We start from the raw sequence: 26,800 nt of genomic DNA, 5'->3' as shown, positions 1-26,800 counted from the left end.
GTGGCAAAGCGGGCAGGTTATCGGTACTCTTGCGCCACTCTTCAACCGCTGCCGGACCGTTACATGCTGTTCAACCTCACCGTGCTGTGCGCCACCCTGGTGGCCATGGAAGGCGTCGGCACGCTGGCCCACAAGTACATCATGCATGGCTGGGGCTGGTGGCTGCATCGTTCGCACCACGAGCCGCACCTGGGCGTGCTCGAGACCAACGACCTTTACCTGGTGGCCCTGGCGCTGATCGCTGCGGCCCTGGTAGCGCTGGGCAAGGCGGGGTATGCGCCGCTGCAATGGGTGGGCGGCGGCGTTGCCGGCTACGGCATCCTGTATGTGCTGGCTCACGATGGCTTCTTCCACCGCCACTGGCCGCGCAAGCCGCGGCCGGTGAACCGCTACCTGCAGCGCCTGCACCGCGCCCACCGGCTGCACCACGCGGTGAAGGGGCGCACGGGCAGTGTGTCGTTCGGCTTTTTCTACGCGCCGCCCCTGGACGTGCTCAAGCGCCAACTGCGCAAGCGGCGCGGGCAGGGTTGAGCGCATCTAAAGCGTGCGCGCCGGCACCTCGGCGCGGCTCGCACGGCTGACCCACCAGCCGAACCCCGCCGCCGTGAAGAACATGATCAGGCTGTACAGCGCCGCGGGCACCGCCATGGTGGCGTTGTTCAGCAGCGATGGGCTCAGTGCCAGGGCGATGGCCAGCGTGCCGTTGTGAATGCCGATTTCCATACCGATGGCGATGGCCTGGCGCTTGGGAATGTTGCACAGGCGGGGCACCCAGTAGCCGACGGCCAGGCTCAGCAGGTTGAACGACAGGGCCGCAAGGCCAACCACCGGGGCATATTCGAGCACCGTCTGCCAGTCCTTCGCCAGCGCCAGGGCGATGGTGAACGCCAGGAACAGCGCAGCTACCAGCTTCATGGGCCGTTCCATGCGCGCGGCGAAGCGCGGCGACCAATGGCGGATCAGCATGCCCAGCGCCACTGGCAGCAGGACGATGGCGAACACCTGCATGACCTTGGCGAATTGCAGGGGAATGGCCTGGTCCGAGGCCATGAACCACATCAGCGACAGGTTGACCAGCAGCGGCATGGTGAGAATGGCGATCAGCGAATTGACCGCCGTGAGGGTGATGTTCAGCGCCACGTCGCCATGGGCCAGGTGGCTGAACAGGTTGGCGGTGGTGCCGCCCGGCGAGGCGGCGAGCAGCATCAGCCCCACCGCCAGGGCGGACTCCAGGCCGAAACCATTGGCGATCAGGAAGCACGCCAGCGGCAGCAGCAGGATCTGGCAGGCCAGGCCGATGACCACCGGCTTTGGATACTTCACCACCCGGGCGAAATCGGCCAGGGTCAGCGACAGGCCAAGGCCGAGCATGATGATGCCCAGGGCCAGCGGCAGAACGGCGGTGAGCAGTGGCGAGGCGGTCATGGATGATCTCTGGGAGGGGCGCTGTGCAGCAGTGTAGGTGGGCACCGGCAGGGCACACGGCGGGCTGGGGAGGACGTTGGTAACCATTTGTTACGGGGACGGCGACTGGTCAACCTCGCCTTGGCGCAGTAGCATTCGCGCTTTTGCCAAGGATTCGCCTGTCATGCCGTACCAGCAAGGTCTGCTTGCCACCCCGGTGCCGGTTCACGCCCGTCACCTGTTTTTCGCCATCGAGTCGCTCGAAGCGCTGCCCGCTGCCTTGCAGGCGCTGCGATCCGAGGTCGATGGCCGTAGTCTGAGCCTGGGTGTCGGCGCGCCACTGGCCAAGGCGCTGGACCGTGAGATCGAAGGTCTGCGCCCATTCCCGCAGCTCGATGCGGTGGTAGAGAACCCGAGCACCCAGCACGCCCTGTGGCTGTGGCTGCGCGGTGATGAGCGCGGCGACCTGTACCTGCGCGCCCAGGCCCTGGAGCGACTGCTGAGCCCGGCCCTGCGCCTGGTCGATCACGTCGATGGCTTCCTGCACCGCGGCGGGCATGATCTCACTGGCTACGAAGACGGTACCGAAAACCCTCGCGACGATGATGCGGTGGAGGCGGCAATCGTCGCCGGCGACGCCCCTGGCCTTGCCGGCTCCAGCTTCGCCGCCGTGCAGCTGTGGAAGCACGACCTGAACTACTTCAAATCGCTGCCGCAACCGGAGCAGGACGACATCATCGGCCGCCGGCTGAGCGACAACGAAGAACTCGAGGACGCACCCGAGTCCGCTCACGTCAAGCGTACCGCCCAGGAGAGCTTCAGCCCTGAAGCGTTCATGGTGCGTCGTTCGGTGTCCTGGGCCGACACCCGCGGCGCCGGCCTGGCCTTCGTCGCCCTGGGGCGTTCGTTCGATGCATTCGAGATCCAGCTGCGGCGCATGAGCGGCCTGGAGGACGGTGTGATCGATGCCCTGTACCGCTTCAGCCGGCCACTGACCGGCGGCTATTACTGGTGCCCTCCGATGGGCAGCCAGGGTCTCGACCTGCAGCGGCTGCTGGGCTAAACATCCAGATACAGAATCGTGCGGTGCCAGGGGGCAGGCGGGCTAGCCTTGAAAGTTTCCGAATGATGACGGGAGCTTTGCCATGTACGCACGTCGCGATGTCCTACGCGCTGGTGCGGCCTTGGGGATCTTGTCGGCTGTCAGCCCCTGGTTGCATGCCGCCGTCCCCAGCGGCCTCTTGACCCGCGCCATCCCGTCTACCGGCGAGGCACTGCCGGTGATCGGCGCGGGCACTTCCGGCAGCTTCGAGGTCGAGCCTGGCTCAGCGCAGTACCAGCAGTTGAAGGCGGTGCTGAAGGCGTTCTTCGAGGGCGGTGGCAAGGTCATCGACACCTCGCCCAATTACGGCGGCGCCGATGCCATCCTTGGCCAGCTGCTGGAGGAGGGCGGTTGGCACGCCCGCTGCTTCATCGCCACCAAGATCGCCGCCGACAGCCTGGAGGATGCCAAGGCCCAATGGGCCGGCAGCCTGAAAAGCCTGCGTACCGACAAGGTCGACCTGCTGCAGGTGCACAACCTGCGCGACTGGCGCACCCAGCTGCCTTATGCCCGTGAACTCAAGCAGCAGGGCAAGGCGCGCTATGTCGGCATCACCCACTACCTGGAAAGCGGTCAGGACGACGTTGCCCGTATCGTGCGCAGCGAAGCCCTGGACTTCGTCCAGATCAACTATTCAGTGAACTCCCCCCAGGCTGCCCGTGAACTGCTGCCGCTGTGCCAGGACAAGGGCGTGGCGGTGCTGATCAACCGCGCCTTCGACGACGGCCGGTTGTTCTCCAAGGTCAAGGACCAGCCCCTGCCGGCGTGGGCCGCCGAAGCCGGGGTGAGCAGTTGGGCGCAGCTGTTTCTCAAATTCGCCATCAGCCACCCGGCGGTGACCACGGTTATCCCGGCCACCAGCCGCCCCGATCGCCAGCTCGACCAGCTCAAGGCCGGCCACGAACCCATGCTCAGCCCGGCGCAACAGCAGGCGCTGATCAAGCAGTTCGGCTGACAGCATGAGTGGTTGGCGGCAGCGCATGCAGCAAAGCCTGGCCCTGCAGCCTGGCGAAGGCCCCGCCGTGGCTGCCGGGCTGACAGTGTTCTACCTGCTGTTCAGCGGCTACTTCATGCTGCGCCCCGTACGCGAAACCATGGGGGTGGCAGGTGGGGTAGACAACCTGCAGTGGCTGTTCACCGGCACCTTCATCGCCACCCTGGCGTGCCTGCCGCTGTTCGGCTGGCTGGCCAGCAAGGCCAAGCGTCGGCATATCCTGCCGTGGACCTTTGGATTCTTCGCCAGCAACCTGCTGCTGTTCGCCATACTGTTCGAGCGAGATCCGCAGCATGTCGGCTACGCGCGGGCCTTCTACATCTGGCTGTCGATGTTCAACCTGCTGTCCATTTCCCTGGCCTGGAGCGTGCTGGCCGACCTGTTTTCGCCCGAACAGGGCAAGCGCCTGTTCGGCCTGTTGGCGGCGGGCGCCAGCCTGGGGGGACTCAGCGGCCCAATCCTGGGCACCTTGCTGGTGGCGCCCCTCGGGCATGCGGGGCTGTTGCTGCTGGCCGCCCTGGCGCTGCTCGCCAGCGTGGGGGCAACCCTGTACCTGCAACGCTGGCGCGACCGGCAGCCGCTGGCGCAAGCGCATAGGCAGCCCACCAGCAAACCGTTGGGCGGCAACCCGTTCGCAGGCGCCAGCGCGGTGCTGCGCTCCCCCTACCTGATGGGCATCGCGTTGTTCGTGGTGTTGCTGGCCAGCGTCAGCACCTTCCTGTACTTCGAACAGGCGCGGGTAGTCAGCGAAACCTTCACCGACCGCACCCGGCAGACCCAAGTGTTCGGCCTGATCGACACCGTGGTGCAGGCATTGGCGATCCTCATCCAGGTGTTCATCACTGGCCGCCTGGCCCGGCGCCTGGGCGTGGGTGTGTTGCTGGTGGCCGTGCCGCTGGTGATGGCCCTGGGTTTCCTGTGGCTGGCCCTCGCTCCGGTATTCGCGGTTTTCGTGGTGGTGATGGTGGTGCGCAGGGCTGGCGAGTATGCCCTGGTGCGGCCTGGGCGAGAGATGTTGTTCACCGTGCTGCCAGCCGAAGACAAGTACAAGGCCAAGAACTTCATCGACACCGTGGTCTACCGGGGTGGCGATGCGCTCAGTGGTTGGGTCAAGCGTGGACTGGACGTGCTGGGCGAACACCCACAGTGGGCGATGGCGATCGGTGCATGCATCGCCCTCGGCTGGGCCGCGACCGGTCGCTGGCTGGGGCGGCGCCAGCGCCAGCTGGAAGGCCCGCCCGAAGAGCCCTGAACCCGCCGCCCAGGGGCTTGTAACCTGGCGCCCCAAATACTATGCCTAGGCATATTTAACGCCACCGGTCCGAACCGGCCGCAATAAACCGAATCCGCCGTTATCACCGAACTCCGAACCTATGTACGGGGCGAACCCGTGCACCCCTAAAGCCATACGAGGTGTCAGATGATGGACAAGAAAGACAACAGCCGCACCGGCAGCCAGGGCAGCAGCAAGAACCCAGGCAACTTCGCCAATGACCGCGAGAAGGCCTCCGAAGCCGGTCGCAAGGGCGGCAAGAGTTCCGGCGGCCATACCAGCGAGTCGGGCCGCAAGGGTGGTCGCTCGTAAGTGAGGCAGCGCAGTGCCGGGGCGACCTGGCACTGTGGCTTTCCCGTGACAGAGGATATCCCATGCGCCTGATTCCAATGTTGGCCATAGTCGCCAGCCTGACCCTACTGGGCGGTTGCTTCGACCGTGACAATGACGACCATGCGACCCAGAACAGCGACCAGAGCAAGTCCTCGGTGCAGATGCAAAACACCGACAAGCCCGCGCCACAGCCTGCGCCCGACCCCGAGCCAATGCCGCGCGAAGAAAACCGCTGAGCCATAGCGCAAGGAGTAAGGCATGACGGTCATGACCTGCACATCTGCCCCGTCGCTCATGCCAGTCGAGCGTGGCGGCGGCCTGCAACGACGCTACCGTGCCTTGCTGCAAGGTGAGGATGCCGGTAGCCGTGCCTGGCTCGACGCACAGCTGAGTCGGGCCGAGGGCATGAGCGATGATCTGCCCGCCACGCCTGCGCAGCTCACGGCTTGGAGCCATGAGCATTGTCGTCAGGTGGCCCAAGGCCATGCCCAGTACCTCGAACAACGCCGCCATGGGGCTGCGCGCCGTTACTTCGACAACCGTGCCCATGCATTGTGGTTCATACAGCAAGTCGCGCCGACCAAGGCGGTCGATGGCGCCTGGCTGTTCTCGACCCTGAAGCAGTGGCGTGACCCTCGCTACCACGGGCTGATCCGCACCTACCTGGAGGAACTGGGTGAGGGCGATGCGCACTTGAATCACGTACTCATCTACCAACGCCTGCTGACTCGCCTCGGCTGCCAGGACCCCGCGCCCATGGCTGACGAGCGCTACCTATCGGGCACCCTGCAGTTGGCGCTGGGGCTTCACGGCGAGCGCTACCTGCCGGAGGTCATCGGTTATAACCTTGGCTATGAACAACCGCCGCTGCACTTGCTGATCACCACCTACGAGCTTGCCGAGCTAGGCATCGATGGCCATTACTTCCAGCTGCACGTCACCATCGACAATGCCGCCAGCGGTCATGCCCAGAAGGCTATCCAGGCGCTGCAGCAACTGTCGCCGGTGCGAGGCAGCGACGAATTCTACCGGCGCGTACGTCATGGCTATCGGCTGAACGACCTAGGCACCGATACGCCGAGTCTTATCGCCAGTTTCGACCTGCATGCCGAGTTGCTGGCCGCTCTGGAGCGCAAACGAGTATTCGGGCAGTTCATGCACGCGGACCATTGCCGGCTGCAAAAACGCACCATCAATCAGTGGCTGGCCGAACCTGGGCTGATGCCGGGCTTCCTCGAGGCCATGCAGGCCCAAGGCTGGATCCAGCGCGGCGCGGATCCCGCGCAGAGCCGCTGGTGGCGGATGATCGAGGGGCCGTCAGCGCCCATGTTTGGCGTCTTCAACGCCTACGAAAAACAGCTCTGGTATGACTGGATCGCTGCCGGTTGGCAGAGCCCCACACGGCGGGTGATGCCTGGCAGCTGGGAGTCAGGGTTGGCGTTCAAGCCCTTGCCGGCACCGCGACCCGGCCAAGCGATCGACACACTCATCGAGCGCATGGCCGGCAACCGCCACGCATTGCCGGAAGGCCTGCTTGCCACCCAGGCCTATCTCCGCGCCACGGGCCTCGCCCAGGAGATCCCTCACTGATGCGACTCGACTCTGCCCAGACCGAAGCGGATACCGCCTTGCTGCAACTGGGGCGGCGTTTGCGCGCCGATGGCTACCGGTTCACCTGCGTCACGCCCGCTACCCATGCCCTCAACAACGCGCGGCCTGGTGCCGAGCGAGCGCATAACCTGCGCGATGTCTTCGGTTGGAGCCGGCCTTTCGCCCCGTCGTTGGTCTGCGTCGACGAATTGCAACAGCTGCGGCAAGCCGGCGTGCTGAACGAGGAGCCGGGTGGCCTGCTGCGCAGCAACGTGCGCTGGTCGAGCCTCGACGACCTGCTGCTGGTGCATTCGGCGTATCCGACCGAGGCCGCCGACGCCGTATTCTTCGGGCCCGACAGTTATCGCTTTGCCCAGGTCATCCACGACCACCTGCAGCGCCATCCGACCCGCGTGCAGCATGCCGTGGACATCGGCTGCGGCAGCGGCATCGGTGCCTTGCTGATCGCCCGTGCCGCCCAGCACGCGCAAGTCAGCGCGGTCGATATCAACCCTCGGGCCCTGCGCTACACAGCCATCAACGCGGCGTTGGCCGGGGTCGGCAACCTGTCGGTGGAGCCCAGCGACCTGCTCGACGGCCTGGCTGGCAACTTCGATCTGATCGTCGCCAACCCACCGTACATGCTCGATGTCGGCCAGCGCACCTACCGTCACGGAGGTGGCGCGCTGGGCGCCGAGCTGTCGCTGCGGATCGTCGAGCAGGCGCGCGAGCGCCTGAGCCCAGGCGGCTCGCTGTTGCTGTATACCGGAGTGGCCATCGTCGAGGGCCGCGATGCCTTGCTCGAAGCCGTGCGCTTGCGCCTTGCCGGGCCACGTTGGTCGTGGGTGTACCGGGAAATCGACCCCGATGTGTTTGGCGAACAGCTGGGTGAGCCAGGTTACCAGCAGGTCGAGCGCATCGCTGCGGTGGCGCTCACCGTCACCCGCAATGGCTGACCGCCGTGACCGAGGCCTGCACGTTCGGTATCGAGGAAGAGTACCTGCTGGTATGCCTGGACAATGGCCGCGTGCTGGCGGCGCCGGGCAAGGCCGTGGCCCGGTGTTGCGAGGCGGCGGTGGGCCCTTACCTGGCGAACGAGATGTTCCGCAGCCAGATCGAGATCGCCTCGCCGGTGTTTCACAACCTGCAGCAGGCTCGGGGTTTCTTTGTCGACCACCGGCAGCGCCTGGTCGAGGCTCTGGCCGAGCACGGTTTGGGCTTGTACGGCGGCGCCAGCCATCCCTGCGCGCAGTGGCAGCGCCAACACCCCCGACCCGAGCCACACTACCGCCAGGTGTTCGCCGACTATCAGCATGTTGCCCGGCAAAGCCTGCTGTGCGGTTTGCACGTGCATGTGGGCGTGCCAGCCGAATGCGATCGCATGCAACTGATCAACCGTGTGTTGCGCTGGCTGCCACTGTTTCTCGCGCTGAGCACGTCGTCGCCGCTCTGGGCCGGCCAGGTCACGGGCTACAGCAGCTATCGGCGGGTCATCTGCGCGCAATGGCCGCACATGAACCTGCCCGAGCCCCTGGCCGACTGGGGCGCCTATCAACGGTACCGGGCATTGCTGCAACGCACCGGCGCGTTGGCCGATGACGGCGACTTCTGGTGGGCCATACGCCCCTCACGGCGTTACCCGACCGTCGAACTGCGCATTTGCGACGCCTGCCCGCGGCTGGAAGATGCCTTGTGCATCGCCGGCCTGTTCCGGCACTTGGTAGCGCATTGCCTTGCGCCTGGGCACGATCCTGCGCCGCTTACCGAAGAAACGCGCTGGATCACCCAGGAAAACTACTGGCGCGCCATGCGACATGGCCTGCACGGGCTGTTCATCGGCGTGCAAGCGCAACTGCCGACCACTGCCCTGGGCTGGTTGGCGCAGCTGCAGGCGATGTACCCAGTCGACACCGGGGACGCTGAACATGCCTTCAGCCATGCCCGGCGCATCATCGCCGAGGGCACCAGTGCCGATCGGCAGCTGCAATGTCTCGCGCACGCTCGCGCGGCAGGCTTGAACGAGGCGCAGGCCATGCAACAGGTGGTCATGCAGGTGCTGCAGGAGGGGGGCAGCGGTTGCACCACGAGCACCGCGCCGGCATTTGCAGCCGACCCGGTCGCCCTTTAGAGTGGCCGGGCTCCTCCCCAACTGCCGGTAACTGGAAAGCCCGCATGATCCACATCGATGAACACACCAGCGTCGCGCTGGCCGATACCCTTTTTGTCTTTGCCCTCGAAGCCGAGGCCGCCGATGCCTTCAGCCATGTCGACGCGGTGTTCACCGGCATCGGCAAGGTCAACGCCGCCATCGCCCTGACCAAGGCCCTGCAGACGCGCAAGCCCAAGCTGATCGTCAACCTCGGCTCGGCCGGCAGCCCGCGCTACGGCAAGGGCGAGCTGGTGTGCTGCACGCGCTTCGTGCAACGGGACATGGATGTCACGCCCCTGGGCTTCGCCCGCTACGAGACGCCGCTGGCGAACATCCCGGTGGTGCTGGAACAAGGGTTGAGCAAGCCCGGCTTGCCCCTGGGCACCTGCGGCACGGGCGACAGCTTCGAGACCAACCACGGCAAGGCACCGTACGATGTGGTCGACATGGAGGGCTACGTGCTGGCGCTGATCGCCCGTGAACAGGGCATTCCGTTCCTGTGCCTGAAGTACATCTCCGATGATGCCGGCAGCGACGCGGCGGGTGACTGGTCGGTCCAGGTGCATCTTGCCGCGGCAGCCTTCGCCAAGGCGTTGTTCGACTGAGTGACCTGGTGCCGTAGGGCGGGCCGGCTAAACCTTCGAGGCAGCCTGCAGTCACGATAAGGTATGCGGCCCCGACTTCAGGGGCGCCAACCTTGGGAGCAGGCAAATGGCGCGGGCAATCTGGAAAGGCGCGATCAGTTTCGGCTTGGTGCACATCCCGGTGTCGCTCAATACCGCCGTGCGCTCGGACGGTGTCGATTTCGACTGGCTCGACAAGCGCAGCATGGAACCGGTGGGCTACAAGCGGGTGAACAAGGTGACCGGCAAGGAGATCGACAAGGACAATATCGTCAAGGGCGTCGAGTATGAAAAAGGCCGCTATGTGGTCATCAGCGAGCAAGAGATCCGCGAAGCTCGGCCCGAGGCGACGCAGACCATCGATATCTTCTCGTTCGTCGAAGCCGGTGACATTCCCTTGCAGCACTTCGACACGCCGTATTACCTGAGCCCTGACAAGCGCGGTGGCAAGGTGTACGCCTTGCTGCGCGAGACCTTGGAGCGTACCGGCAAGGTGGCCTTGGCCACCGTGGTGCTGCACACCAAGCAGCATCTGGCGTTGTTGCGGCCGTTGGACGATGCACTGGTGCTGATCACCCTGCGTTGGCCCGAGGAGGTACGCGGTTTGGAGACACTGGAGCTGGACCCGAGCGTGACCGACGCCAAGGTCGACAAGCGGGAGCTGGACATGGCCAAGCGCCTGGTGGAGGACATGAGCGGGTCATGGACGCCCGATGACTACCATGATGCGTTCCGCCAGACCATCCTCGACCTGGTCGAGGAAAAGGCCAGCAAGGGCAAGATCGCCGTGGTGGAAAAGGGCGAGGGCGGCGAGGCGCAGAAAGGCGCCGATATCATCGACCTCACCGAGCTGCTCAAGCGCAGCTTGGGTGGCAAGGCCGCGCCGGCGGCGAAGAAGAAGCCCGCCAAGCGTTCGCGTAAGGCGTCTTGATCATGGGTGATTTACCGGCTTGCCCAATTGGCTTGCCCCGCGAAGCAGGCGCTGCTGGGGATGGCACGGGCTTTGCCCGTGTTCGCGGGTAAACCCGCTCCTACAGGGACCGTGCTAGATCAACGATGACTCCAGACCAGCCAGGTAATCGCCAAAGCCTTCACGCGCACGGCTATCGGTACGGCTGCTGGTGGCCACGCTGTGCCGCGCGCTCCATACGATCTGCGCGCCGTGGGCCTGCAGGTCGCTGATCAGACGCACGTCCTCGTGGGCCGGCAGGGGCTGGAACCCGCCGACGCGCTCGTAGGCCCTTGCGCATACCCCCAGATTGGCGCCGTGGATATGCCGGTGGCCGTCCTCGGCCTGGTAACGGCTGTGGTAAAGCGCGCGCAGGGCAGCCGTCTGCCAAGGCTGCCAGTGCGCCACATGCACGGTGCCGCACACCGCATCGGCGCCGCAGGCCAACTGCGACACCAGCCAATGAGGCGGCACCTGGCTATCGGCATCGGTACAAGCCAACCAGCGCGCTCCGCGTTCGAGCATCCACTGGGCGCCGGCACGGCGGGCCATGCCGACATTGCCGGCATCCACCGCCAGCGTCGCCACGCCATGGCGCGTCGCGACCGCTGCGGTGCCATCGCTGCAACGGTCGAGTACCACCAGAATCTGCACCGAATGGCCTTCGCCCTCGGCCATTGCCGCAGCCACCGAGAGGGCCTTGAGGCATCGCCCGAGGCGCCGCGCTTCGTTATGCGCCGGCACGACCACGGCAATCATGGGCAGGTCTCGTCCAGGTCGACCACGCTGGGCTGGCAGGCCCAGTACTCGAGGAGAAAATCGCCTTCCTCGTGGCGGAACACCCGGTACAGCGGCAGGTGCCTGGCCAACATCTCGTGTACTTCGCGCCCGTCCTGGGGGCAGCCAGCAATCGGGTGACGCCAATGGCAGGCCAACAGGCCGCCGTCGTAGGTCAGGCTGCGCACCGACTGTTCGATCACTTGCAGCCACTCGGTCGGGTCGAGGTAATAGCCGATTTCGCTGAGGACGATCAGGTCGAACTGCCCGCCTGGCCAGTCGCCGGGCAGGTGGCCCAGGCCGACCGTGGTATTGCCCAGCAGCGCCAGGCGATCGCGCGCCAAGCCGACGGCGGTGGGGTCCAGGTCCTGGCACATCAACTCAGCGCAGCGTTCGGCCAGGGCGGCGCTCAGTTCACCATTGGCGCAAGCGGGCTCGAACACCCTTTGGTAGCACTGGCGCGGCAGGCTGGCCATCACCAGGTCGCGCTTGCGCCGCTCGTACCAGCGGGTGCGAAACGCCCAGGGGTCTTCGTTGCTGGCGTACAGGTCGGCGAAATACTGTGCATCGAGGCTCATGACAACTCCATTCAGAGGAACACCAGTTCGAAAGGTTGCAGCAGGCAATCGAGCAGAGCTGGGGGTAGCACGGGTGGCCGCCCCTGGTCGGGCTCCAGTTGGCTCACGTGCGCGGCCAGCGCCTGGCGCTTGCGGGCCACGCGGGCCTCGTCGAGCTGGATGCGGTGGGCGCGGGGCCAGGGCAGGCGCGGGTCGTCTGGCTGCGCCCAGTGCCAGGCCCAGACCGGCACTTCGACCAGCCGGGCCTGGCGCACCTGGCTGGCCTGGGCTGCGGCGCGGCCGACGGCCTCGTGGTCGCAGTGGCCATCGCCACGCCAGGTGGTCATCAGCACGTCACCGGGTTTGAGCAATTGGTTCAGGTGGTTGAGCAGGAACGCCTCGTTGCGTGGCAGGTCACCGTCCTTGAGGTTTAGGCGCCGCCAGTCCAGCAGATTGAGGTCCAGGTCGAGCTGTGCCAGCGCGTGGCGGCTCTCCAGGGGGCGCTGGCGGCGCAGGCGATGCTCGGTCCAGTGCGCCGAGCCTGGGTGGCTGCCTTCGCCATCGGTGGCGGAAATCAGCACCAGGTCCTGTTCGCGGCCGCGAAATTCGCCTAGCAGGCCGCCGGCCATGAGGATCTCGTCATCCGGATGCGGTGCCAGCAATACCAAGCGCTGGCCCGGCGGGCACAGCTGTTGCGGGGGCATCCACGTGGCCCGGGCCAGGTGCGCCGAGTGCTGCCAGGCGGCCCAGGGCGTGCCGCTGCTGGCCTGGATCAGGTTTTCGCTCATAGCTGCCAAGCCCCTGCTGGCAACTGGGCCAACTGTTGACCGAGTGCGGCCAGGTCACGTTCGGCATGGCTCTGGCGCAGGAAAACCGGCAGGTCGGCGCTGAGCCGGGCGAAGTGAGGGCTACGGCAGAACGGCGTGGCGCCGAGGGCGCGGCCGACGTGATGGATCACCTGGTCCACGGCCTGCTCGACCTGGGCCCGGGCGCGGCGCACCTCGAAGCTGGCATCGGCGCCGGGTTGCCGGTCGATCCACGCCGCGCACTCGCGCAGGCTGGCGCGGGCGCCGGACAAGGCTGCGTCGACGGCACCCAGATGAGCTTTGGCATGCGGGTCGGGGCGTGGCTTGCGGCAGTGCTCGCGCAAGTAGTCGGCCAGCGCTTCGGCGGCGCCATACCAGCAAGCGGCGATGCCAGCCCCTCCATGCCAGAAGCCGGGGCGCGACAGGTACTGCCCGGCACGCCCGATGGCGATCCCCGGTGCATTGTCGAATTCCAGTTCGACGCTGGTGGTGGTGGCCATGCCCAAGGCTTGCCAACGTTCGACCTGCAACTGCTGGCCGCTGTCGGCCAGATCGATCGCCACCAGTTGCGGTTGATCGTCGTCTGTCCAGGCGGTGATCAGCGCGTGATCGATCTGCAGCGCACCGGAACACCAGGCCTTGCGGCCGCCCAGGCGCACCCGTTCCCCGTCGCGGGCAGTGATGCGGGTACGCGCTTCGGGCGGCTCGGCCGCCCAGACGCCCCAGATGCCTTCGCTGGCGTGATGAGCCGCGCCGCATTCGGCGAGGATCGCCAAGGCATCGGTGTGGCCTTCGTAGAGCTTGGCCAGGGCCAGGTCGCAGCCAGCAACGCGGGCCAAGGTCTGCCAGCGGCGCAAGGTATTGCCCTGGCCTGGCAATGGCAGCAGGTCGAGATGATCGGCCTGCAGCGCATGCATCAGCTCGGGCAACTGGGTATCGAGGTTCAGCGGCTGTGCACGCTGCGAGAACGTGCGCAACAGGCGGTCGAGGTTGTTCAGGTCGAAGTCCTGGATGATGCTCATGTGCTCGGCTCCTTTGCCATCGTCGCGCGCTCCATCAGGCCATGCCCATCTGCTTGCGCATGCGCGCGGTGATCGACTGGCGAGTCTTGGTCAGGGCGGCCCAAGGATCGTCGACTTCCGCCAGGCGCTGTTGCAGGTTGCCGATGTGCCATTGGTTGGCCCCCTTGAGCTGCGCCAGCTCTTCGCGCCAGATCGGCACCGACACCGGCAGCCCCTCACGGGCGCGCAGCGAGTAGGCGCTGGCAGTGGTTGCACCCTTGCCGTTGCGCAGGTAGTCGATGAAGATCCGCCCGACGCGGTTCTTCGGCCCGGAAACGGCGCTCAGCCGATCCGGGAACAGCTTGGCCAGGTAGGTGACGATGGCATGGCTGAAGTCCTTCACCTCGTCCCAGCTGGCGCGGCGGGTCAGTGGCACGACCAGGTGGATACCCTTGCCGCCGCTGGTCTTGATGAAGACCTCGAGGCCGAGTTCGTCGAGCAGGGTCAAGGTCAGTTGGGTGGCCTCGAGCATGGCCTTCCAGGGCAGCGCAGGGTCGGGGTCGAGGTCGAGGACGAAGCGGTCGGGCTTGTCGAAGTCCTTGTCGGTGGCGTTCCAGGTGTGCAACTCGAGCATGTTCATCTGCACGGCGCCGAGCAGGGTGTCGGGCCGGTTGATGACCATGGCTGCCTGGCCAGCCTCGGCCTTGTCGTAGGTCAGGACATTGGGGATATGCAGCTGGCCGGCGTTCTTCTGGAAGAACAGCTCGCCGCCCAGGCCATCCGGCGCGCGCACCAAGGCGACCGGGCGGTGCTTCAACTGGGGCAGGATCCAGGGGCTGACCTGGGCGTAGTATTCGGCGATGTCGCGCTTGGTTGCGCCACTGCTGGCGTCGATCACCCGATCGGGGTGGGTCAGGCGCAGCTCGCCGAGGTCGTCCTCGGGCGGCTTGGATGCGGTCTTGCCAGGCATGGCGCGCTCCAGGTCGATGTCGGTGGCGGGTTTGTCGTCGCGCAGGCCGTGGAACACCGAGTGGCGCACCACGCCGTCGCGGGTCATCTGGGCATAGGCGACCTCGGCCAGCAGCTGTGGCTTGAGCCAATGCACGCCACGCGCCTCGGCGCCGGTGGGGGGGGTGGGCAGCGCCGGGCGGGAGATTTCCAGCGGTTTGAGACGGCCGTGGAGACTGGCCAGGGTGGTCGCGTTGAATCCCGTGCCCACCTTGCCGGCGTAACGCAGCTCCCCCGTGACGTCGTCGTGCAGGGCCAGCAACAGGGCGCCGAAGCCGCTGCGGCTGCCCTTGGGGTCGGTGAAACCGACGATGACGAACTCTTGGCGCTGCTTGCACTTGAGCTTGATCCAGTCGGCGCTGCGCTTGCCGGTATAGGGGCTGTCGGCGCGCTTGCCGATCAGGCCCTCCAGCTCGAGCTGGCAGGCGCTCGCCAGGAGCGAGTCCACTGGCTGGTCGAAGCTTTCGGAGTATTTGAGCCGCTCAGAGGCGTTTTTTCGCAGCAACTGCTCCAGGGCTTGGCGACGGTCTTGCAGCGGCATCGGGCGCAGGTCCTGGCCTGCGAGGTAAGGTAGGTCGAACAGGTAATAGGTGATACCTCCGTCCTGCTCGGTGTCGAAGGCGTTCTGCAGAGCCTGGAAATCGGCGACGCCGTTGTCGTCGACGACCACCATCTCACCGTCGAGCCACGCCGACTCGAGGCCCAGGGCGCGCAGCGCCTCGACCTGGTGCGGCATCTTGCGGCTCCAGTCGTGACCGTTGCGGGTGAACAGGCGCACCTCGTCGCCGTCGATACGGGCGAGGATGCGATAGCCGTCGAACTTGACTTCGTAGCGCCAGTCGCCGCTGGGTGGTGAATCGACCAGGGTGGCCAGCTGCGGTTGCAGCTGATCGGGCAGGGCGGCCGTGCGCGCGGTGGTCTTGGCCTTGCGACTGGCGGGGGCCGCCTTGGCTTTGCGAGGGATCAGGGTGCGGTCGCTGAGCACGCTGTCGGGTTGCGCCTCGACGATGCTGTAGTCGGCTTCGCTACGGGCTTCGCCGTCGTGCGACTTGACCAGCATCCACTGTTCCTTCTTGCCGGCCAGGTGGGTGCGAAACAGGTTCCAGATGCCGCTGAGTTTCTCGCCCTGCAGGCGAAAGCGCAGCTTACCCTTGGCATAGGCGGCGTGTGGGTCGCCCTCGGGCTCCCAGACGCCGCGGTCCCAGACGATGACGTCGCCCGCGCCATAGTGGCCTTCGGGGATAACGCCTTCGAACTCGGCATAGTCGAGCGGGTGGTCCTCGACGTGCACGGCCAGGCGCCGCACCTTGGGGTCGAGCGACGGGCCCTTGGGTATCGCCCAGCTCTTGAGGGTGCCATCGAGCTCCAGGCGAAAATCGTAGTGCAGGTGGCTGGCATCGTGCTTCTGGATGCAGTACTGCAAGGCGTGCGCCTGCTTGCCCCGGGCGCGGCTGCCGCTGGGCTCGGGCGTGGCGTTGAAATCGCGTTTGCGCTTGTAGTCCTGCAGGGGCTTGGCCATGGCGGCTCCGAGCGGTTCGTAGTGTCTCCAGTTGGGAGGCGAACGCGTGTAACGGAGTTCAATCTTTCCACCAGGTGGCTGGCAGGTGGCTGGAGCCTGAAGAAACTCTGAATCATTGCCGGGGCAGGGAGGTCGACCGGTTATAGCCACCCGATGGAGAAACGAGATGCCTCGACCAGACGATACCGAACCCCGCGTGCCAGCCGAAATCGACGACACCGAGGACCGTATGGGCAGCGTGCACGAGCTGGATTTCGATGAACGCAACGATGAGCGCCAGGGCCGGGTAGGGGATGAACGCCCAGCCCGGGAGCTGGCCCAGGAGTTTCCTGCCCGGCGCGTTGCTGAAAGCGGCATGACCGGCGGTGAGGCGTTGAGCGACAGCCTGCACGAAGACGGGGTGACCTATGACGATCTGAGCCCTGACACCTTGCTCGACGAAACCGGCGCCCGCGATCCCCACGAGCCAGGCGATGCCGGAGGCCCGGCGGACAAGCGCCTGCGCCGGGTCGATGCGCAGGAGATCGGCGGCGGCATAGGCCTCGACGAAGCAGAGCTGGCGCGCTCAGCCCCGCTCGATGGCGAGCCTTGGACCGATGACGTGATTGACGACGACGAGAGGACGGACCGATGAGCGAAGTACGTTGTGCCTGTAGCCACTGCAACTGTACGGTCGACGCCAACAGCGTGACCCAGGGGGACAAGGCCTACTGCTGCGAGGCCTGTGCCAGCGGCCACCGCGATGGCGAGCCGTGCCGCATGCCGGACTGCCATTGTGGTGAAGCGGCGCAGCCCAAGGAGACCAGCGTGGACAATGCACTGGATGAGACCTTCCCGGCCAGTGATCCGATATCGCCTTGAACATTTCCAGGGCCGCGAGTAAATCCGCTACTACAGGTATTGCGCCGATCATAACGGCATTGATGCCCCTGTAGGAGCGGGTTTACCCGCGAAGGCAGGCGGCGCGGGTTCTAGTCAGCCCTACGCAACACCTCCAGCAACTTTGCCTTGTTCATCGTCGACCGCCCAGCGATGTTCTGCTTACGCGCCCGCTCCAGCAACTCTGCCTTTGTCATCTCCGCCAACTGCTCGCCAGCCCGCGGCTTTCCGTGCTTGGTCGCCACGGCTCGCTTGGCCGAGGACTGCCGTGACCTGGCCTTGGCAGGTTCGCTTTTCTTCTGCCCTGATCCTCCCTTGCGCTCGCCGCCGCCTGACTGCTTGTTGACTGTGGCCCAGGCCCGCGCTTCAGCCTCACCCTTGGAAACGCCCTTGGCCTCGTAGCCTTCCTCGATGTGCTCGGCCTTGCGTTTCTGCTTGTCGGTGTACTTGTCTTTGTCTCCACGTGCCATCTTCGCTCTCCTTTGGGCGTATCGCCCTCGTCAGGGTTTACCGGGCGCGGCCTTGCCCTGCTGGCGCATGGCTTTGGCACGCTTTTCCAGCACCAGGTAGGTGATGACGGCCAGCACCAGCGGAATCAGGTAGTAAAGGGTGCGATAGCCCAGCAGTGCCGCCACCAGCGTGCTCTGGTTCATCTGCCCGTGCAGCAGGGCGAGAAACACGGTTTCCAGCACGCCCAAGCCTGCCGGGATGTGCGCCACCACCCCGGCCACGCAACTGATCAGCAAGATGCCGAGGATCGAAGGGTAGAACGCCCGGTCTGGCAGCAGCCACCAGATCAGCAAGGCCATCAGCGCCCAATTGCTGGCCCCCAGTGCCACCTGGCACAGCGCAAGGCGCAGGGTTGGCAAGGTCACTTCATGATCGCGCCAGCGCCAGGTGCGCCGCTTGGCGAAGCCGCAGGCGAGCAGGTAACCCATCGAGATGGCGATCAGCAGTATGCCGATCAGTTGCAAGCCGGTGGCGCCCACTGCCCAGTTCTGCGGAAGCTCCACCAGGCGCAGGGCGAACACCGTACCGGCCAGCAGCATGTAGCCCATCCAGTTGGTCAGCAGGCCGAGGGTGAGGATGCGCGTGATGGTCGGCGTATCGAGCCCAAGGCGCCCATACAAGCGGTAGCGCAGCGCCACGCCACCGACCCAGGTGGTGAAGTTGAGGTTGAATGCGTAGCAGACGAACGCCACCGGCAGCACCTGCCGGGCAGGCAGGTTGTGGCCGGTATAGGCCCGCGCCAACAGATCGTAGCTGGCGAAGGTGGCGAAGCTGCACAGTGCCAGAAGCAATCCCACGACCAGGGTACTGGGCGCGTAGGCCAGCAACGACTGGCGCACTTCGTTCCAGTCAAGATTGCGCGCGAGCATGTACAGCAACGCCGGGATCAGGATCAGGAACAGCAGCGAGAACAGCCGCTTGCCCCAGGTATGCCACTGCTTATGCGCCATCAGGTGTTCCTCTCATGCAGGTCGCCTTGGGCGTCGGCTTCCGGCTGCACCGAGCGCAGGCGCTGGCGATGGGCGGGAAACCAACCGGCAATCCGCGGGAAATGCCGGATCACGTGGAAACACGCGAAGATCAGCGGAGCGCGCCACCAGTAGCCGCGGATCATCCGCTCCAGGGTCACCGGCTTGCACTGTTGATTGGCGAGGCTCTGCAGATGCTGGTACAGCGCCTGGTTGAACGCCCGGTCGCGAATGAACAGGTTGGCTTCCAGGTTGAACGACAGGCTCAGCGGATCGAGGTTGCTGGAACCCACCGTGGACCAGTCGTCATCGACCAGCGCCACCTTGCCATGCAGCGGGCGCCTGCAGTATTCGTGGATGTGCACGCCGTCGCGCAGCAGGTAGTTGTACAGCAGCCGTGACAATGCCCGGACCCAGCGCATGTCCGGCTGGCCCTGCAGGATCAGGGTCACCTCGACACCACGGCGCGCGGCGTTGCGCAGCTCGCGCAGCAAGCGGTAGCCGGGGAAGAAGTAGGCGTTGGCCACCACGATGCGCTGGCGTGCCGCGCGCAACGCCTCCAGGTAACGCGCCTCGATGGCGGTGCTGCGCTGGCCGTTGTCACGCTCGACCATCACCGCGCTGATAGGGCCGGTCGGATCGGTGACCGGACGCACCTCGCTGGGCGGTTGCAGGACGGGTGACATCAGGCGCCGGCTGGAGGCGTGGATCTGCGCCACCACCGGGCCGGTCACCTCGACGGCATAGTCCTGCTTGGCCATCGGCCCATAGTCTCCCAGGTGGTCGGCGCTGTAGTTGATGCCCCCGATGAACGCCCGAGTGCCATCGATCACCACGATCTTGCGGTGCAACCTGCGGAACAGGTTGGTACGCATGCCGGCCAACCGCGGTTGCGGGTCGAAGGCATGAAAACTGACACCCGCCTCGGTCATGGCCGAGATGAACGCTTCGGGCAGGTCTGCCGTGCCGTAGCCGTCCACCACCACTTCCACCCGCACGCCTCGGCGCGCGGCGTCGATCAGCGCCCGTTGCAGCTGCTGGCCGACCTTGTCGTCGAAGATGATGAAGGTTTCCAGGAGGATCTCGTCCCGGGCCTGGGCCATGGCCTCGAATACCCTCGGGTAATAAGCCTCGCCATTGATCAACAGCTCGACGCTGTTGCCGTCTACCCATGGCCTGTTCATAGGCTGATCTCCGCGGCCAAGGGGGCATGGTCGGATAGGTGCGACCACGGGTATTTCGACAGTACCTGCGCCTTGCAGGGCAGCGCGTTGCGCAAGTAGATGCGGTCCAGCCGCAGCAGCGGCAGGCGGGCCGGGAAACTGCGCGCCGGGGTACCGAGGCGGTCGCCGAAGGCTTCCACCAGCCGCTGCGACAGCACCGCATCAGCTTTCAGGCGCCAATCGTTGAAATCTCCGGCAATGATCACCGGGGCCTTGGCCGGCAGCTTGTCGAGCAGGTCGAGCAGCAGCCGCACCTGGCTTTGCCGATGGGCTTCGCGCAGGCCCAGGTGCACGCAGATGGCATGCACCTGTTCGTGCCCGGGCACCTCCAGGCGGCAGTGCAGCAGGCCGCGCTGTTCGTTGCCAGCCACCGAGACATCGAGGTTGTGGTGCTCGGTGATGGGAAACTTCGACAGCAAGGCGTTACCGTGGTCGCCATGGGGGTAGACCGCGTTGCGCCCGTAGGCGAACTGCGGCCACATGCTGTCGGCGAGAAATTCGTACTGCGGCGTCTGTGGCCAGGCTGGATGACGCGCGGCGTGCTGCTGGTGGCTACCGTGCACCTCTTGCAGGAACACCAGGTCGGCACCCGTGGTCCGAACCGCTTCGCGCAATTCAGGGAGGATGAAGCGGCGGTTGAAGAAGGTGAACCCCTTGTGCACGTTGATCGTCAGGACGGTCAGGCGGTGCACCGTGGTCACCTGGTCAATGAGGCTGCGCGGGGCAGGCAAGGTCGGATTCACAGGGCAACCTCCGGCAGGGCGCCTGGCTCGGTGAGCAGGTCGTGGTCGAGGTCGAGTTTTTCCAGCAAGCGGCGGGCATCGTAAGGCGCGTGGACTTTCTGGTCGTTGTCGAAGTAGCAATACACATCTCGGGAAGCACGTTTTGGGGCAGGCCCCGGAACGACCAGTTGCGCGTCCTCGGCCTGGCTGCCCGCGCTCCAACGCTGGATGCGCTGTTTCCAGCGGCGCAGGGCGCGCGCGGTGTAGCCACTGCTGTACAGTTCGACATCGCCATGCAGGCGCATGTAGACGAAATCTGCGGTCACATCCTCCACGTAGGGCCACTTGCCGGCACTGTCGGCTACCACCAAGGCCACCTTGTGCTTGCGCAGCAGCTTGATGAACCCTGCGCACAGAAAGCTCTCATGGCGGATTTCCACGGCGTGGCGCAGCCGGGCGTTTCCCTTGATGCCCGTCCCGCCGTTACCCCGCAGGCGCTCGGCACATCCCTCGGCACAGGCGCGTGCAGCCTTGCGGTCGACTGGCAGTAATTGCAGGAATTGCGCGAAACGCTCCTCGTCGTAGCGCAAGTTGGGCGGAAACTGCCAGAGCATCGGGCCAAGCTTGTCGCCGAGCAACAGCGGCCCGGAGGCGAAAAAGTTGGCCAGCGGCTCCTCGATGTCCTTGAGCCGCCGCACGTGGGTGATGTAGCGCGGCGCCTTGACCGAGAACACGAAGCCTTCCGGGGTCTGCTCGCGCCACTCGGCATAGCGCTCGGGCATCTGCAGCGCATAGAACGAGCCATTGATCTCGATGCTGTTGACCGCCCGCGAGGCAAATGCCAGTTCATCGGCCTGGCGCAAACCCTGCGGGTAGAAATCCTTGCGCCACGGGCCATAACGCCATCCTGAAATGCCGATGCGGATATCGCTCACTACCGTCCTCCTCAAGGCTTTGCGCGGCCTGCTGGTAAAACATCCGACGGGCAGCCTTTGCTGGCGTGCCTTGAGTTGCGACAGACCCTGCCTGGCAAGGGTTCAGGACGATTGATGGATGGCTTGTGCGAGCGGCAGAAGTTGAACTTTGCCGGCGTCAGCGATTCCACCCAATAGCGGACTACGCGACGGAGGACCGACAGCATGAAATTCGAGCGTTTCGCCCAATGGCTGGCCAACTGGGCTGGCCGCCCGCTGACCTTCGGGGTTGCCCTGGCGCTCATCGTGGCCTGGGCACTCAGCGGGGTGCTGTTCGACTACAACGACACCTGGCAGCTGGTGATCAATACCTCGACCACCATCATTACCTTCCTTATGGTCTTCCTCATCCAGAACACCCAGAACCGCGATAACGATGTATTGCACATCAAGATCGACGAGCTGCTGCGTACCACCAAGCGCGCGCACAAGGCGCTGCTGGACCTGGAAGACATGGATCCGGCGCAGTTGCATGCGCTGCGCAAACAGTACCAGCGCATGGGCGAGGACGACGAGCAGCCTCGCCAGGACGCCAAGCAGCAGGCAAAGGACGACGACTGAGCGCCTGCGCCGTCCCTGCAACGAACTGCCAACCCCGGAGGTAGCATGGCCAGACATATCATCCATTTCACCGGGCCGATCAACTCATCGACCTGCGGCAACCTGATCAGCACCTGCGGCAAGGCCCTGCGTCAGGGCGCCGAGGTGCTGCAACTGGACATCGCCACCATGGGCGGCGAGTGCAGCTACGGGTTCACCCTGTACAACTTCCTGCGCACCCTGCCAGTGCCGGTGCACACCCACAACCTGGGCACGGTCGAGTCCATGGGCAATATCCTGTTCCTGGCCGGCGAGCGGCGTACGGCGTGCGCGTACAGCAAGTTCCTGTTCCATCCCTTCCACTGGACCCTGCACGGTTCGGTGGACCATTCGCGGATGGCCGAGTACGCCATGAGCCTGGATTACGACCTGCGCCTGTATGCACAGATCGTTGCCGAGCGCACCGAAGGCAGCGCCGAAGTGTTGGACGTGCCGCGTTACCTGATGGCCTATCCGCGCATCCTTGGCCCGCGCGAGGCGCTGGAATGCGGGATGATCCATGCCATCGAGGACCAGCCCATCGCCGCCGACAACTGCCAGTGGAGCGTGCACGCCTGAAGGCGCGGCGACGCTGCGATGGCCGGTAGCGCCCGATCGAGGTCACCGGCCGTGCGGTCAGTACGGCACCGAGCCGCTCAGCGATTCGATCGTCTCGACCAGATCGTCGTAGCCCACGGGCTTGTTCAAGTGCCGATCGAACCCGGACTCCCGCGAACGATGCTGGTCGGCGCTGGCGCCGTAGCCGGTCAGGGCGATGGCCGGGGTGTGGCGCAGGTGATGGTGCGCGCGCAGGGCCTTGATCAGGGCATGGCCATCCATCACCGGCATGCCGATATCGGAAAGAATCACGTCGTACTCGCCTTGGGCCGCGGCTTCGAGGGCCTTGCGCGGGTCGTTGAACGCCGCGACCTCGGCGCTTTCCATCTCCAGCAATTGCTGCATGACCTCCAGCACCTCCACCGAGTCGTCGACCAGCAGCACTCGGATACCCGCCAGGCGCCCTTCGATTTCCGCTTGCATGTGCTCGCCGCGCAGTTGTTGCTCCGGCGCGCACAATGGCAGGCGCACCGTGAAGCTGCAGCCTTTGCCGAGCCCTGGGGAGCTTGCCAGCACCGTGCCGCCGTGGGCCTCGACCAGCTGTCGCACCAGCGACAGGCCGATACCCAGGCCCTCGCGGCTGTGGCTGGCGTGCGGTGCGGCCTGGCTGAACAGGTCGAAGATGTGTTCGAGGCTGGCGTGGTCCAGCCCGATGCCCTGGTCGACCACGCGCAACACTGCGTCGATGCCGTCGCGGGCCAGGTGCAGGCTGATGGGGCTGCCGCTGGGGCTGAACTTCAAGGCATTGTTCAAGAGGTTCCAGATGATCTGCTCGAGTCGGGTGCTGTCACCGACGATCAACAGCGCGCCGGCATCGGTCGCGATGTCCAGATGCACCGGGCAGATGTGCTGCTCGCTCAGGACTACGCCATGGATGCCGCGCAGGATCTCGGTGAGGTCCACGGGCTCGGTCTTGAGCTTGAGCTTGCCGGTACGGATGCGCGCCACGTCCAACAAGTCGTCGATGATGCGCGCCTGGCTCGACACCGCCTCGCAGATGGTACTCACGGCCTTGCTGGCGGCACCGACGGTCTTCACCGATGGCAGGCGACGGAGGATATCGGCGTTGAGCTGGATCAGGTTCAGCGGGTGCTTGAGTTCGTGTGACATGACGGCGAAGAACTCATCCTTCATGTGGCTGGAACTCTGCGACTCGGCCAGTTGCTTGCTCTGCTCGTCGTGCAGGCGCTTGTGGCCGGTCAGGTCGCGAGCGATCTTCACGTAGCCACGCAGGCTGCAGCCCTTGAGCAATGACACCTCGCCGCTGCAGTAGAAGCGGCTGCCGTCCTTGCGTACGTGCCAGCGCTCGTCCTGGCCGCGGCCATGCAGGCGGGCACTGCGCAGTTCCTGCTCGGGCACGCCGTTGTGGCGGTCTTCGTCGGTGAAGATCAAGGCATAGCTGACGCCCAGCACTTCTTCCTTGGTGTAGCCGAAAATCAGTGTCGCACCGGTGTTCCAGTCGGTCACCAGGCCCTGTTCGTCGAGCAGGATGATGGCGAAGTCATGGGTGCTCTCGGCCACCAGGCGCATGCGCTCTTCGCCCAGGCGTACGCGCTCTTCGGCAGCCCGACTCTTGCTGATGTCGATGAAGGTCAGCACCGTGCCATCGATGTGCTTTTCGCTGGAGCGGTAGGGCAGCAGGCGCGCCAGGTACCAGCGCTGGCTGCTGGTGCTGACCTCGCGCTCGACGATGGCCTGGCCCTGGACAACGGCGCGGGCGTCTTCGGCCAGCTCCGGGTATACCAGGCGATGGGTGATGTCGAGCAGAGAGCGGCCGGTATCCACCGGCAGCATGTTGAACAGATCGGTGGCGCGTGGGGTGAACCAGCGGATGTGCAGGTTGCGGTCGACGAACACCGTGGCGATGTCGGTGGAGGCGATCAGGTTGCTCAGGTAGTCGTTGACCTTGTCGGTTTCCTCCACCTTGGTCTTGAGTTCGTAGTTGACCGTCAGCAGTTCTTCGTTGATCGACTGCAGCTCTTCCTTGCTGGTTTCCAGCTCTTCGCTGGCCGAGCGCAGCTCCTCGTTGATCGCCTGCATTTCCTCGTTGGAGGCGGTCAGTTCCTCGCTGGAGATCTCCGAGTGCTCGATGGTTTCCTGCAATTGCAGGCGAGTGCGCTGCAACTCCCGTTCGAGGTTGTTCAGGACCATGCTGTCGGTCTGGCGGATGTCGGTAGATGCCGGCAACGGCGCGTCAGCCGGGCGCTCCTCGAACACCACCAGCAGGCAATCGGCTGTGCTGGGCTCGTCCGTGTGCGGTTGTACGGTGATTTCGACTTGGCGCTTGAGTTGCCCATCGCTGAGCTCGACCGGCCGCGAAGTGATCGCCTGGCTGCCCTGGCGGGCCTGGAACAGGGAGCTGCGCAGGGCCAGGCGCAGTGACGGCAACACCAGGTTGATCAGGTTGCGGCTGGGCTCGCCGCCTGCCAGCTGGAGGAAGCGGCCTACGCCTTCGCTCATGTGCAGGATATTGCCTTCGAGGTCGACGATCAGGCTAGGCGGGGTGCGCCGCGCCAAGGCCCGGTGGTGAATCTCGGCGTAGGCATGCTTGCGCCCTTGCTTGGCGACGGCACGCTTGCTCACCGGCGCCGGGGCCGGCTCGGTATCGAGCAGATGCCGGCCGGAGCGGCGGGCGATCGGCCGGACATCGCGGGCGCGGTAGATGCGGTTGCGCTTGTCCACCGGGACGAACAGCTCGTCAACGGCATCGGCCGACTCGGACGAACCCAGGAACAGGAAACCACCCGGACGCAGAGCGAAGTGGAACATCTGCAGGATGTCACGCTGGACCTCGCGGTCGAGGTAGATCAGCAGGTTGCGGCAGACGATCAGACCGATCTGCGAGAACGGTGGATCGGACAGCAGGTTGTGGCGGGCGAACAGGACCTTCTCGCGGATTTCCTTGCGTACCCGGTAGTGCTGGTCTTCGTTGACGAAGAACTGTCGCAAGCGCGCCGGCGGCACGTCGGTGACGATGGCTTCGGGATAGGTGCCGGAACGGGCAACCTCGATGGCGCGCTCGTCAAGGTCGGTGGCGAACACCTGGACCTTGGCCTCGCGCCGGTCCAAGTCGAGTTGCTCACACACCAGCATGGCCAGGCTGTAGGCTTCCTCGCCGGTGGAGCAGCCGGCCGACCAGACGCGCACCTCGCCGGGGTTGTCGGCGTCCTCGGGTTCGCTGACCAGTTGCGGCAGCACATGGCGCTCCAGCGATTCGAAGGCTTCGCGATCGCGGAAGAAGTTGGTGACGCCAATGAGCATGTCGGCGAGCAACGCGGCGGACTCTTCCGGGTGCTTTTCGAGGTAACTCAGATAGGCGCCCAGGTCGGTCTGGCCAGTGACATGCAGGCGCCGCTCCATGCGCCGCAGCACCGTGGCGCGCTTGTAGTGCTGGAAGTCATGGCCGGTATCGCCGTGCAGGCGCTGGAGGATGTCCTCGAGCAGCGTTTCGCCGGCCTGGGTCTGTTCGGTCGGGTTGCCCAGGGGCGGCGGCAGGTTGTCGTCGCCGATCTCCGGCAAGCGGACCTGGCGCGCAGTACGCCAGAGGTCGAGCAGTTTCTGCGGTATTTCCGCTACTGGCAGAATCATATCGACCATGCCAGTTTCGATGGCAGCCCGCGGCATGCCGTCATACTCGGCGTCATCGGGGCTCTGCACCAGGGTCACGCCGCCTTGTTCCTTGATACGCGACAGGCCGACCGCGCCATCGGCGCCGGTGCCCGACAGCACCACGCAGAACGCATGGCTCTTGTGTACGTCGGCCAGGTCGCGGAAGAACAGGTCGATGGCCACGTGATCGCCGCGTCGCCGGTTCGCAGGGGAGACCCGCAGGTAACCGTCGTTGGTCGACAAGCGGTTGGCCGGCGAGATGACGTAGACATGGTTGCGTTCGATGGGGACCGGGTCGCTGACCTGCCTGACCGGCATGGCCGTGGCTTCCTGGATGATCCGGTCGGCCACGCTCTGGTGGTCCGGCGATAGATGCAGTACCACCACGAAGGCCATGCCGCAGTCGCTGGGCATGTGCCGGAAGAAGGTGCCGATGGCCTCCAGGCCGCCCGCCGAGGCACCGATCCCCACCACCGGAAAGTTCAGGTGACTGGTGGCCAGATGAGGGTTATCGGGCCCGGACGCGGATTTCGGGGGGGACGACTTCATCGCTTAGCCTTCTGCAGACCTATGTTGGGCCTCGTGAGCCACATGGGCCACTTGAACGAGAATTATAGGCCCGCACGTTACACC

At 65.4% G+C, this 26,800-nt stretch carries 26 protein-coding genes and 1 pseudogene; 15 read left to right on the top strand and 12 right to left on the bottom strand.

Translation table 11 applies throughout. The annotated features are described in order from the left end of the window. Positions 1-63 precede the first annotated feature (63 nt). A complete protein-coding gene (locus tag IAE37_RS20995) occupies positions 64-531 on the top strand; it encodes a sterol desaturase family protein (RefSeq protein ID WP_201176582.1) in 468 nt (155 codons plus the stop codon). Between the two features lie 6 nt (positions 532-537). On the opposite strand, the gene IAE37_RS20990 is transcribed toward IAE37_RS20995, so the two are convergent. Beyond that, the gene (locus IAE37_RS20990) at positions 538-1,425 is read right to left on the bottom strand and encodes a bile acid:sodium symporter family protein (RefSeq protein ID WP_201176581.1); all 888 of its coding nucleotides are present in this window, start codon (positions 1,423-1,425) and stop codon (positions 538-540) included. A 163-nt stretch (positions 1,426-1,588) separates the two neighbouring features. On the opposite strand from IAE37_RS20990, the gene IAE37_RS20985 reads away from it, so the two are divergent. From IAE37_RS20985 to ku, 10 genes and pseudogenes are all read left to right on the top strand, one after another. Beyond that, positions 1,589-2,467: a Dyp-type peroxidase gene (locus IAE37_RS20985; protein ID WP_201176579.1), complete on the top strand. Its 879-nt coding sequence runs from the start codon at positions 1,589-1,591 to the stop codon at positions 2,465-2,467. 82 nt (positions 2,468-2,549) lie between these two features. Continuing rightward, positions 2,550-3,461, top strand: a complete 912-nt coding sequence (locus tag IAE37_RS20980) for an aldo/keto reductase (protein ID WP_201176577.1) — start codon at positions 2,550-2,552, stop codon at positions 3,459-3,461. 4 nt (positions 3,462-3,465) lie between these two features. After that, on the top strand, positions 3,466-4,752 hold the full coding sequence (locus tag IAE37_RS20975; protein WP_201176575.1) for an NTP/NDP exchange transporter: 1,287 nt from the start codon (positions 3,466-3,468) through the stop codon (positions 4,750-4,752). Between the two features lie 222 nt (positions 4,753-4,974). Further along, positions 4,975-5,085 (top strand): annotated as a pseudogene (locus IAE37_RS20970) (KGG domain-containing protein); the annotation flags it as partial. Positions 5,086-5,147: 62 nt separating this feature from the next. Next, positions 5,148-5,342, top strand: a complete 195-nt coding sequence (locus tag IAE37_RS20965) for a hypothetical protein (protein WP_201176571.1) — start codon at positions 5,148-5,150, stop codon at positions 5,340-5,342. Positions 5,343-5,364: 22 nt separating this feature from the next. Next, the gene (locus IAE37_RS20960; protein WP_201176569.1) at positions 5,365-6,696 is read left to right on the top strand and encodes an iron-containing redox enzyme family protein; all 1,332 of its coding nucleotides are present in this window, start codon (positions 5,365-5,367) and stop codon (positions 6,694-6,696) included. Beyond that, positions 6,696-7,652, top strand: a complete 957-nt coding sequence (locus tag IAE37_RS20955; protein ID WP_201176567.1) for a methyltransferase — start codon at positions 6,696-6,698, stop codon at positions 7,650-7,652. Before IAE37_RS20960 ends, IAE37_RS20955 begins: the two co-directional genes overlap by 1 nt. Before the next feature lie 5 nt (positions 7,653-7,657). After that, complete coding sequence (locus tag IAE37_RS20950) at positions 7,658-8,824, top strand: carboxylate-amine ligase (protein ID WP_201176565.1); 1,167 nt, start codon at positions 7,658-7,660, stop codon at positions 8,822-8,824. Between the two features lie 44 nt (positions 8,825-8,868). Beyond that, positions 8,869-9,450, top strand: coding sequence for a 5'-methylthioadenosine/S-adenosylhomocysteine nucleosidase family protein (locus IAE37_RS20945; protein ID WP_201176563.1), 582 nt, complete (start codon positions 8,869-8,871; stop codon positions 9,448-9,450). Positions 9,451-9,556: 106 nt separating this feature from the next. Beyond that, positions 9,557-10,399, top strand: coding sequence for a non-homologous end joining protein Ku (gene ku, locus IAE37_RS20940; protein ID WP_201176561.1), 843 nt, complete (start codon positions 9,557-9,559; stop codon positions 10,397-10,399). Positions 10,400-10,513: 114 nt separating this feature from the next. On the opposite strand, the gene IAE37_RS20935 is transcribed toward ku, so the two are convergent. From IAE37_RS20935 to ligD, 5 genes are read right to left on the bottom strand one after another with little or no spacing between them, the layout of a single operon-like run. After that, positions 10,514-11,176 carry a glycosyltransferase gene (locus tag IAE37_RS20935; RefSeq protein WP_201176559.1) on the bottom strand — a complete coding sequence of 221 codons (663 nt, stop codon included), beginning with the start codon at positions 11,174-11,176 and terminating at the stop codon, positions 10,514-10,516. Beyond that, positions 11,173-11,772 (bottom strand): class I SAM-dependent methyltransferase, encoded by a 600-nt coding sequence (locus tag IAE37_RS20930; protein ID WP_201176558.1) that lies wholly within the window; start codon positions 11,770-11,772, stop codon positions 11,173-11,175. The genes IAE37_RS20935 and IAE37_RS20930 overlap by 4 nt, the downstream gene beginning before the upstream one ends. Before the next feature lie 11 nt (positions 11,773-11,783). Beyond that, entirely contained in the window at positions 11,784-12,539 is a 756-nt protein-coding gene (locus tag IAE37_RS20925; RefSeq protein ID WP_201176557.1) for a PIG-L deacetylase family protein, read from the bottom strand. Next, complete coding sequence (locus IAE37_RS20920) at positions 12,536-13,579, bottom strand: acyl-CoA dehydrogenase family protein (RefSeq protein WP_201176556.1); 1,044 nt, start codon at positions 13,577-13,579, stop codon at positions 12,536-12,538. The genes IAE37_RS20925 and IAE37_RS20920 overlap by 4 nt, the downstream gene beginning before the upstream one ends. Before the next feature lie 34 nt (positions 13,580-13,613). After that, the gene (ligD, locus tag IAE37_RS20915; protein WP_201176555.1) at positions 13,614-16,085 is read right to left on the bottom strand and encodes a DNA ligase D; all 2,472 of its coding nucleotides are present in this window, start codon (positions 16,083-16,085) and stop codon (positions 13,614-13,616) included. 166 nt (positions 16,086-16,251) lie between these two features. Between ligD and IAE37_RS20910 the strand changes: the two genes are divergently transcribed. Further along, complete coding sequence (locus IAE37_RS20910; protein WP_201176554.1) at positions 16,252-16,719, top strand: phosphotransferase system, HPr-related protein; 468 nt, start codon at positions 16,252-16,254, stop codon at positions 16,717-16,719. Beyond that, positions 16,716-16,946, top strand: a complete 231-nt coding sequence (locus IAE37_RS20905; RefSeq protein ID WP_201176553.1) for a metallothionein — start codon at positions 16,716-16,718, stop codon at positions 16,944-16,946. The genes IAE37_RS20910 and IAE37_RS20905 overlap by 4 nt, the downstream gene beginning before the upstream one ends. A gap of 110 nt (positions 16,947-17,056) precedes the next feature. Here IAE37_RS20905 and IAE37_RS20900 read toward each other — a convergent pair whose 3' ends face one another. From IAE37_RS20900 to IAE37_RS20880, 5 genes are read right to left on the bottom strand one after another with little or no spacing between them, the layout of a single operon-like run. Continuing rightward, positions 17,057-17,434 carry a termination factor Rho gene (locus IAE37_RS20900; protein WP_201176551.1) on the bottom strand — a complete coding sequence of 126 codons (378 nt, stop codon included), beginning with the start codon at positions 17,432-17,434 and terminating at the stop codon, positions 17,057-17,059. Between the two features lie 30 nt (positions 17,435-17,464). Beyond that, complete coding sequence (locus IAE37_RS20895; protein WP_201176549.1) at positions 17,465-18,424, bottom strand: lysylphosphatidylglycerol synthase domain-containing protein; 960 nt, start codon at positions 18,422-18,424, stop codon at positions 17,465-17,467. Continuing rightward, on the bottom strand, positions 18,424-19,626 hold the full coding sequence (gene clsB / locus IAE37_RS20890) for a cardiolipin synthase ClsB (RefSeq protein WP_201176547.1): 1,203 nt from the start codon (positions 19,624-19,626) through the stop codon (positions 18,424-18,426). The genes IAE37_RS20895 and clsB overlap by 1 nt, the downstream gene beginning before the upstream one ends. Further along, positions 19,623-20,408 (bottom strand): endonuclease/exonuclease/phosphatase family protein, encoded by a 786-nt coding sequence (locus tag IAE37_RS20885; RefSeq protein ID WP_201176545.1) that lies wholly within the window; start codon positions 20,406-20,408, stop codon positions 19,623-19,625. The genes clsB and IAE37_RS20885 overlap by 4 nt, the downstream gene beginning before the upstream one ends. Next, on the bottom strand, positions 20,405-21,322 hold the full coding sequence (locus IAE37_RS20880; RefSeq protein ID WP_201176543.1) for a DUF72 domain-containing protein: 918 nt from the start codon (positions 21,320-21,322) through the stop codon (positions 20,405-20,407). Before IAE37_RS20880 ends, IAE37_RS20885 begins: the two co-directional genes overlap by 4 nt. 204 nt (positions 21,323-21,526) lie before the next feature. On the opposite strand from IAE37_RS20880, the gene IAE37_RS20875 reads away from it, so the two are divergent. Then, positions 21,527-21,922: a low affinity iron permease family protein gene (locus tag IAE37_RS20875; protein WP_201176541.1), complete on the top strand. Its 396-nt coding sequence runs from the start codon at positions 21,527-21,529 to the stop codon at positions 21,920-21,922. A 45-nt stretch (positions 21,923-21,967) separates the two neighbouring features. After that, complete coding sequence (locus tag IAE37_RS20870; protein ID WP_201176539.1) at positions 21,968-22,519, top strand: ATP-dependent Clp protease proteolytic subunit; 552 nt, start codon at positions 21,968-21,970, stop codon at positions 22,517-22,519. Between the two features lie 57 nt (positions 22,520-22,576). Here IAE37_RS20870 and IAE37_RS20865 read toward each other — a convergent pair whose 3' ends face one another. Then, the gene (locus tag IAE37_RS20865; RefSeq protein ID WP_201176537.1) at positions 22,577-26,716 is read right to left on the bottom strand and encodes a CheR family methyltransferase; all 4,140 of its coding nucleotides are present in this window, start codon (positions 26,714-26,716) and stop codon (positions 22,577-22,579) included. Between the last annotated feature and the right edge of the window lie 84 nt (positions 26,717-26,800).

Source organism: Pseudomonas sp. S31, from assembly GCF_016648105.1.
GTDB lineage: Bacteria > Pseudomonadota > Gammaproteobacteria > Pseudomonadales > Pseudomonadaceae > Aquipseudomonas.
This window is presented reverse-complemented; position numbering and strand designations above follow the sequence as displayed.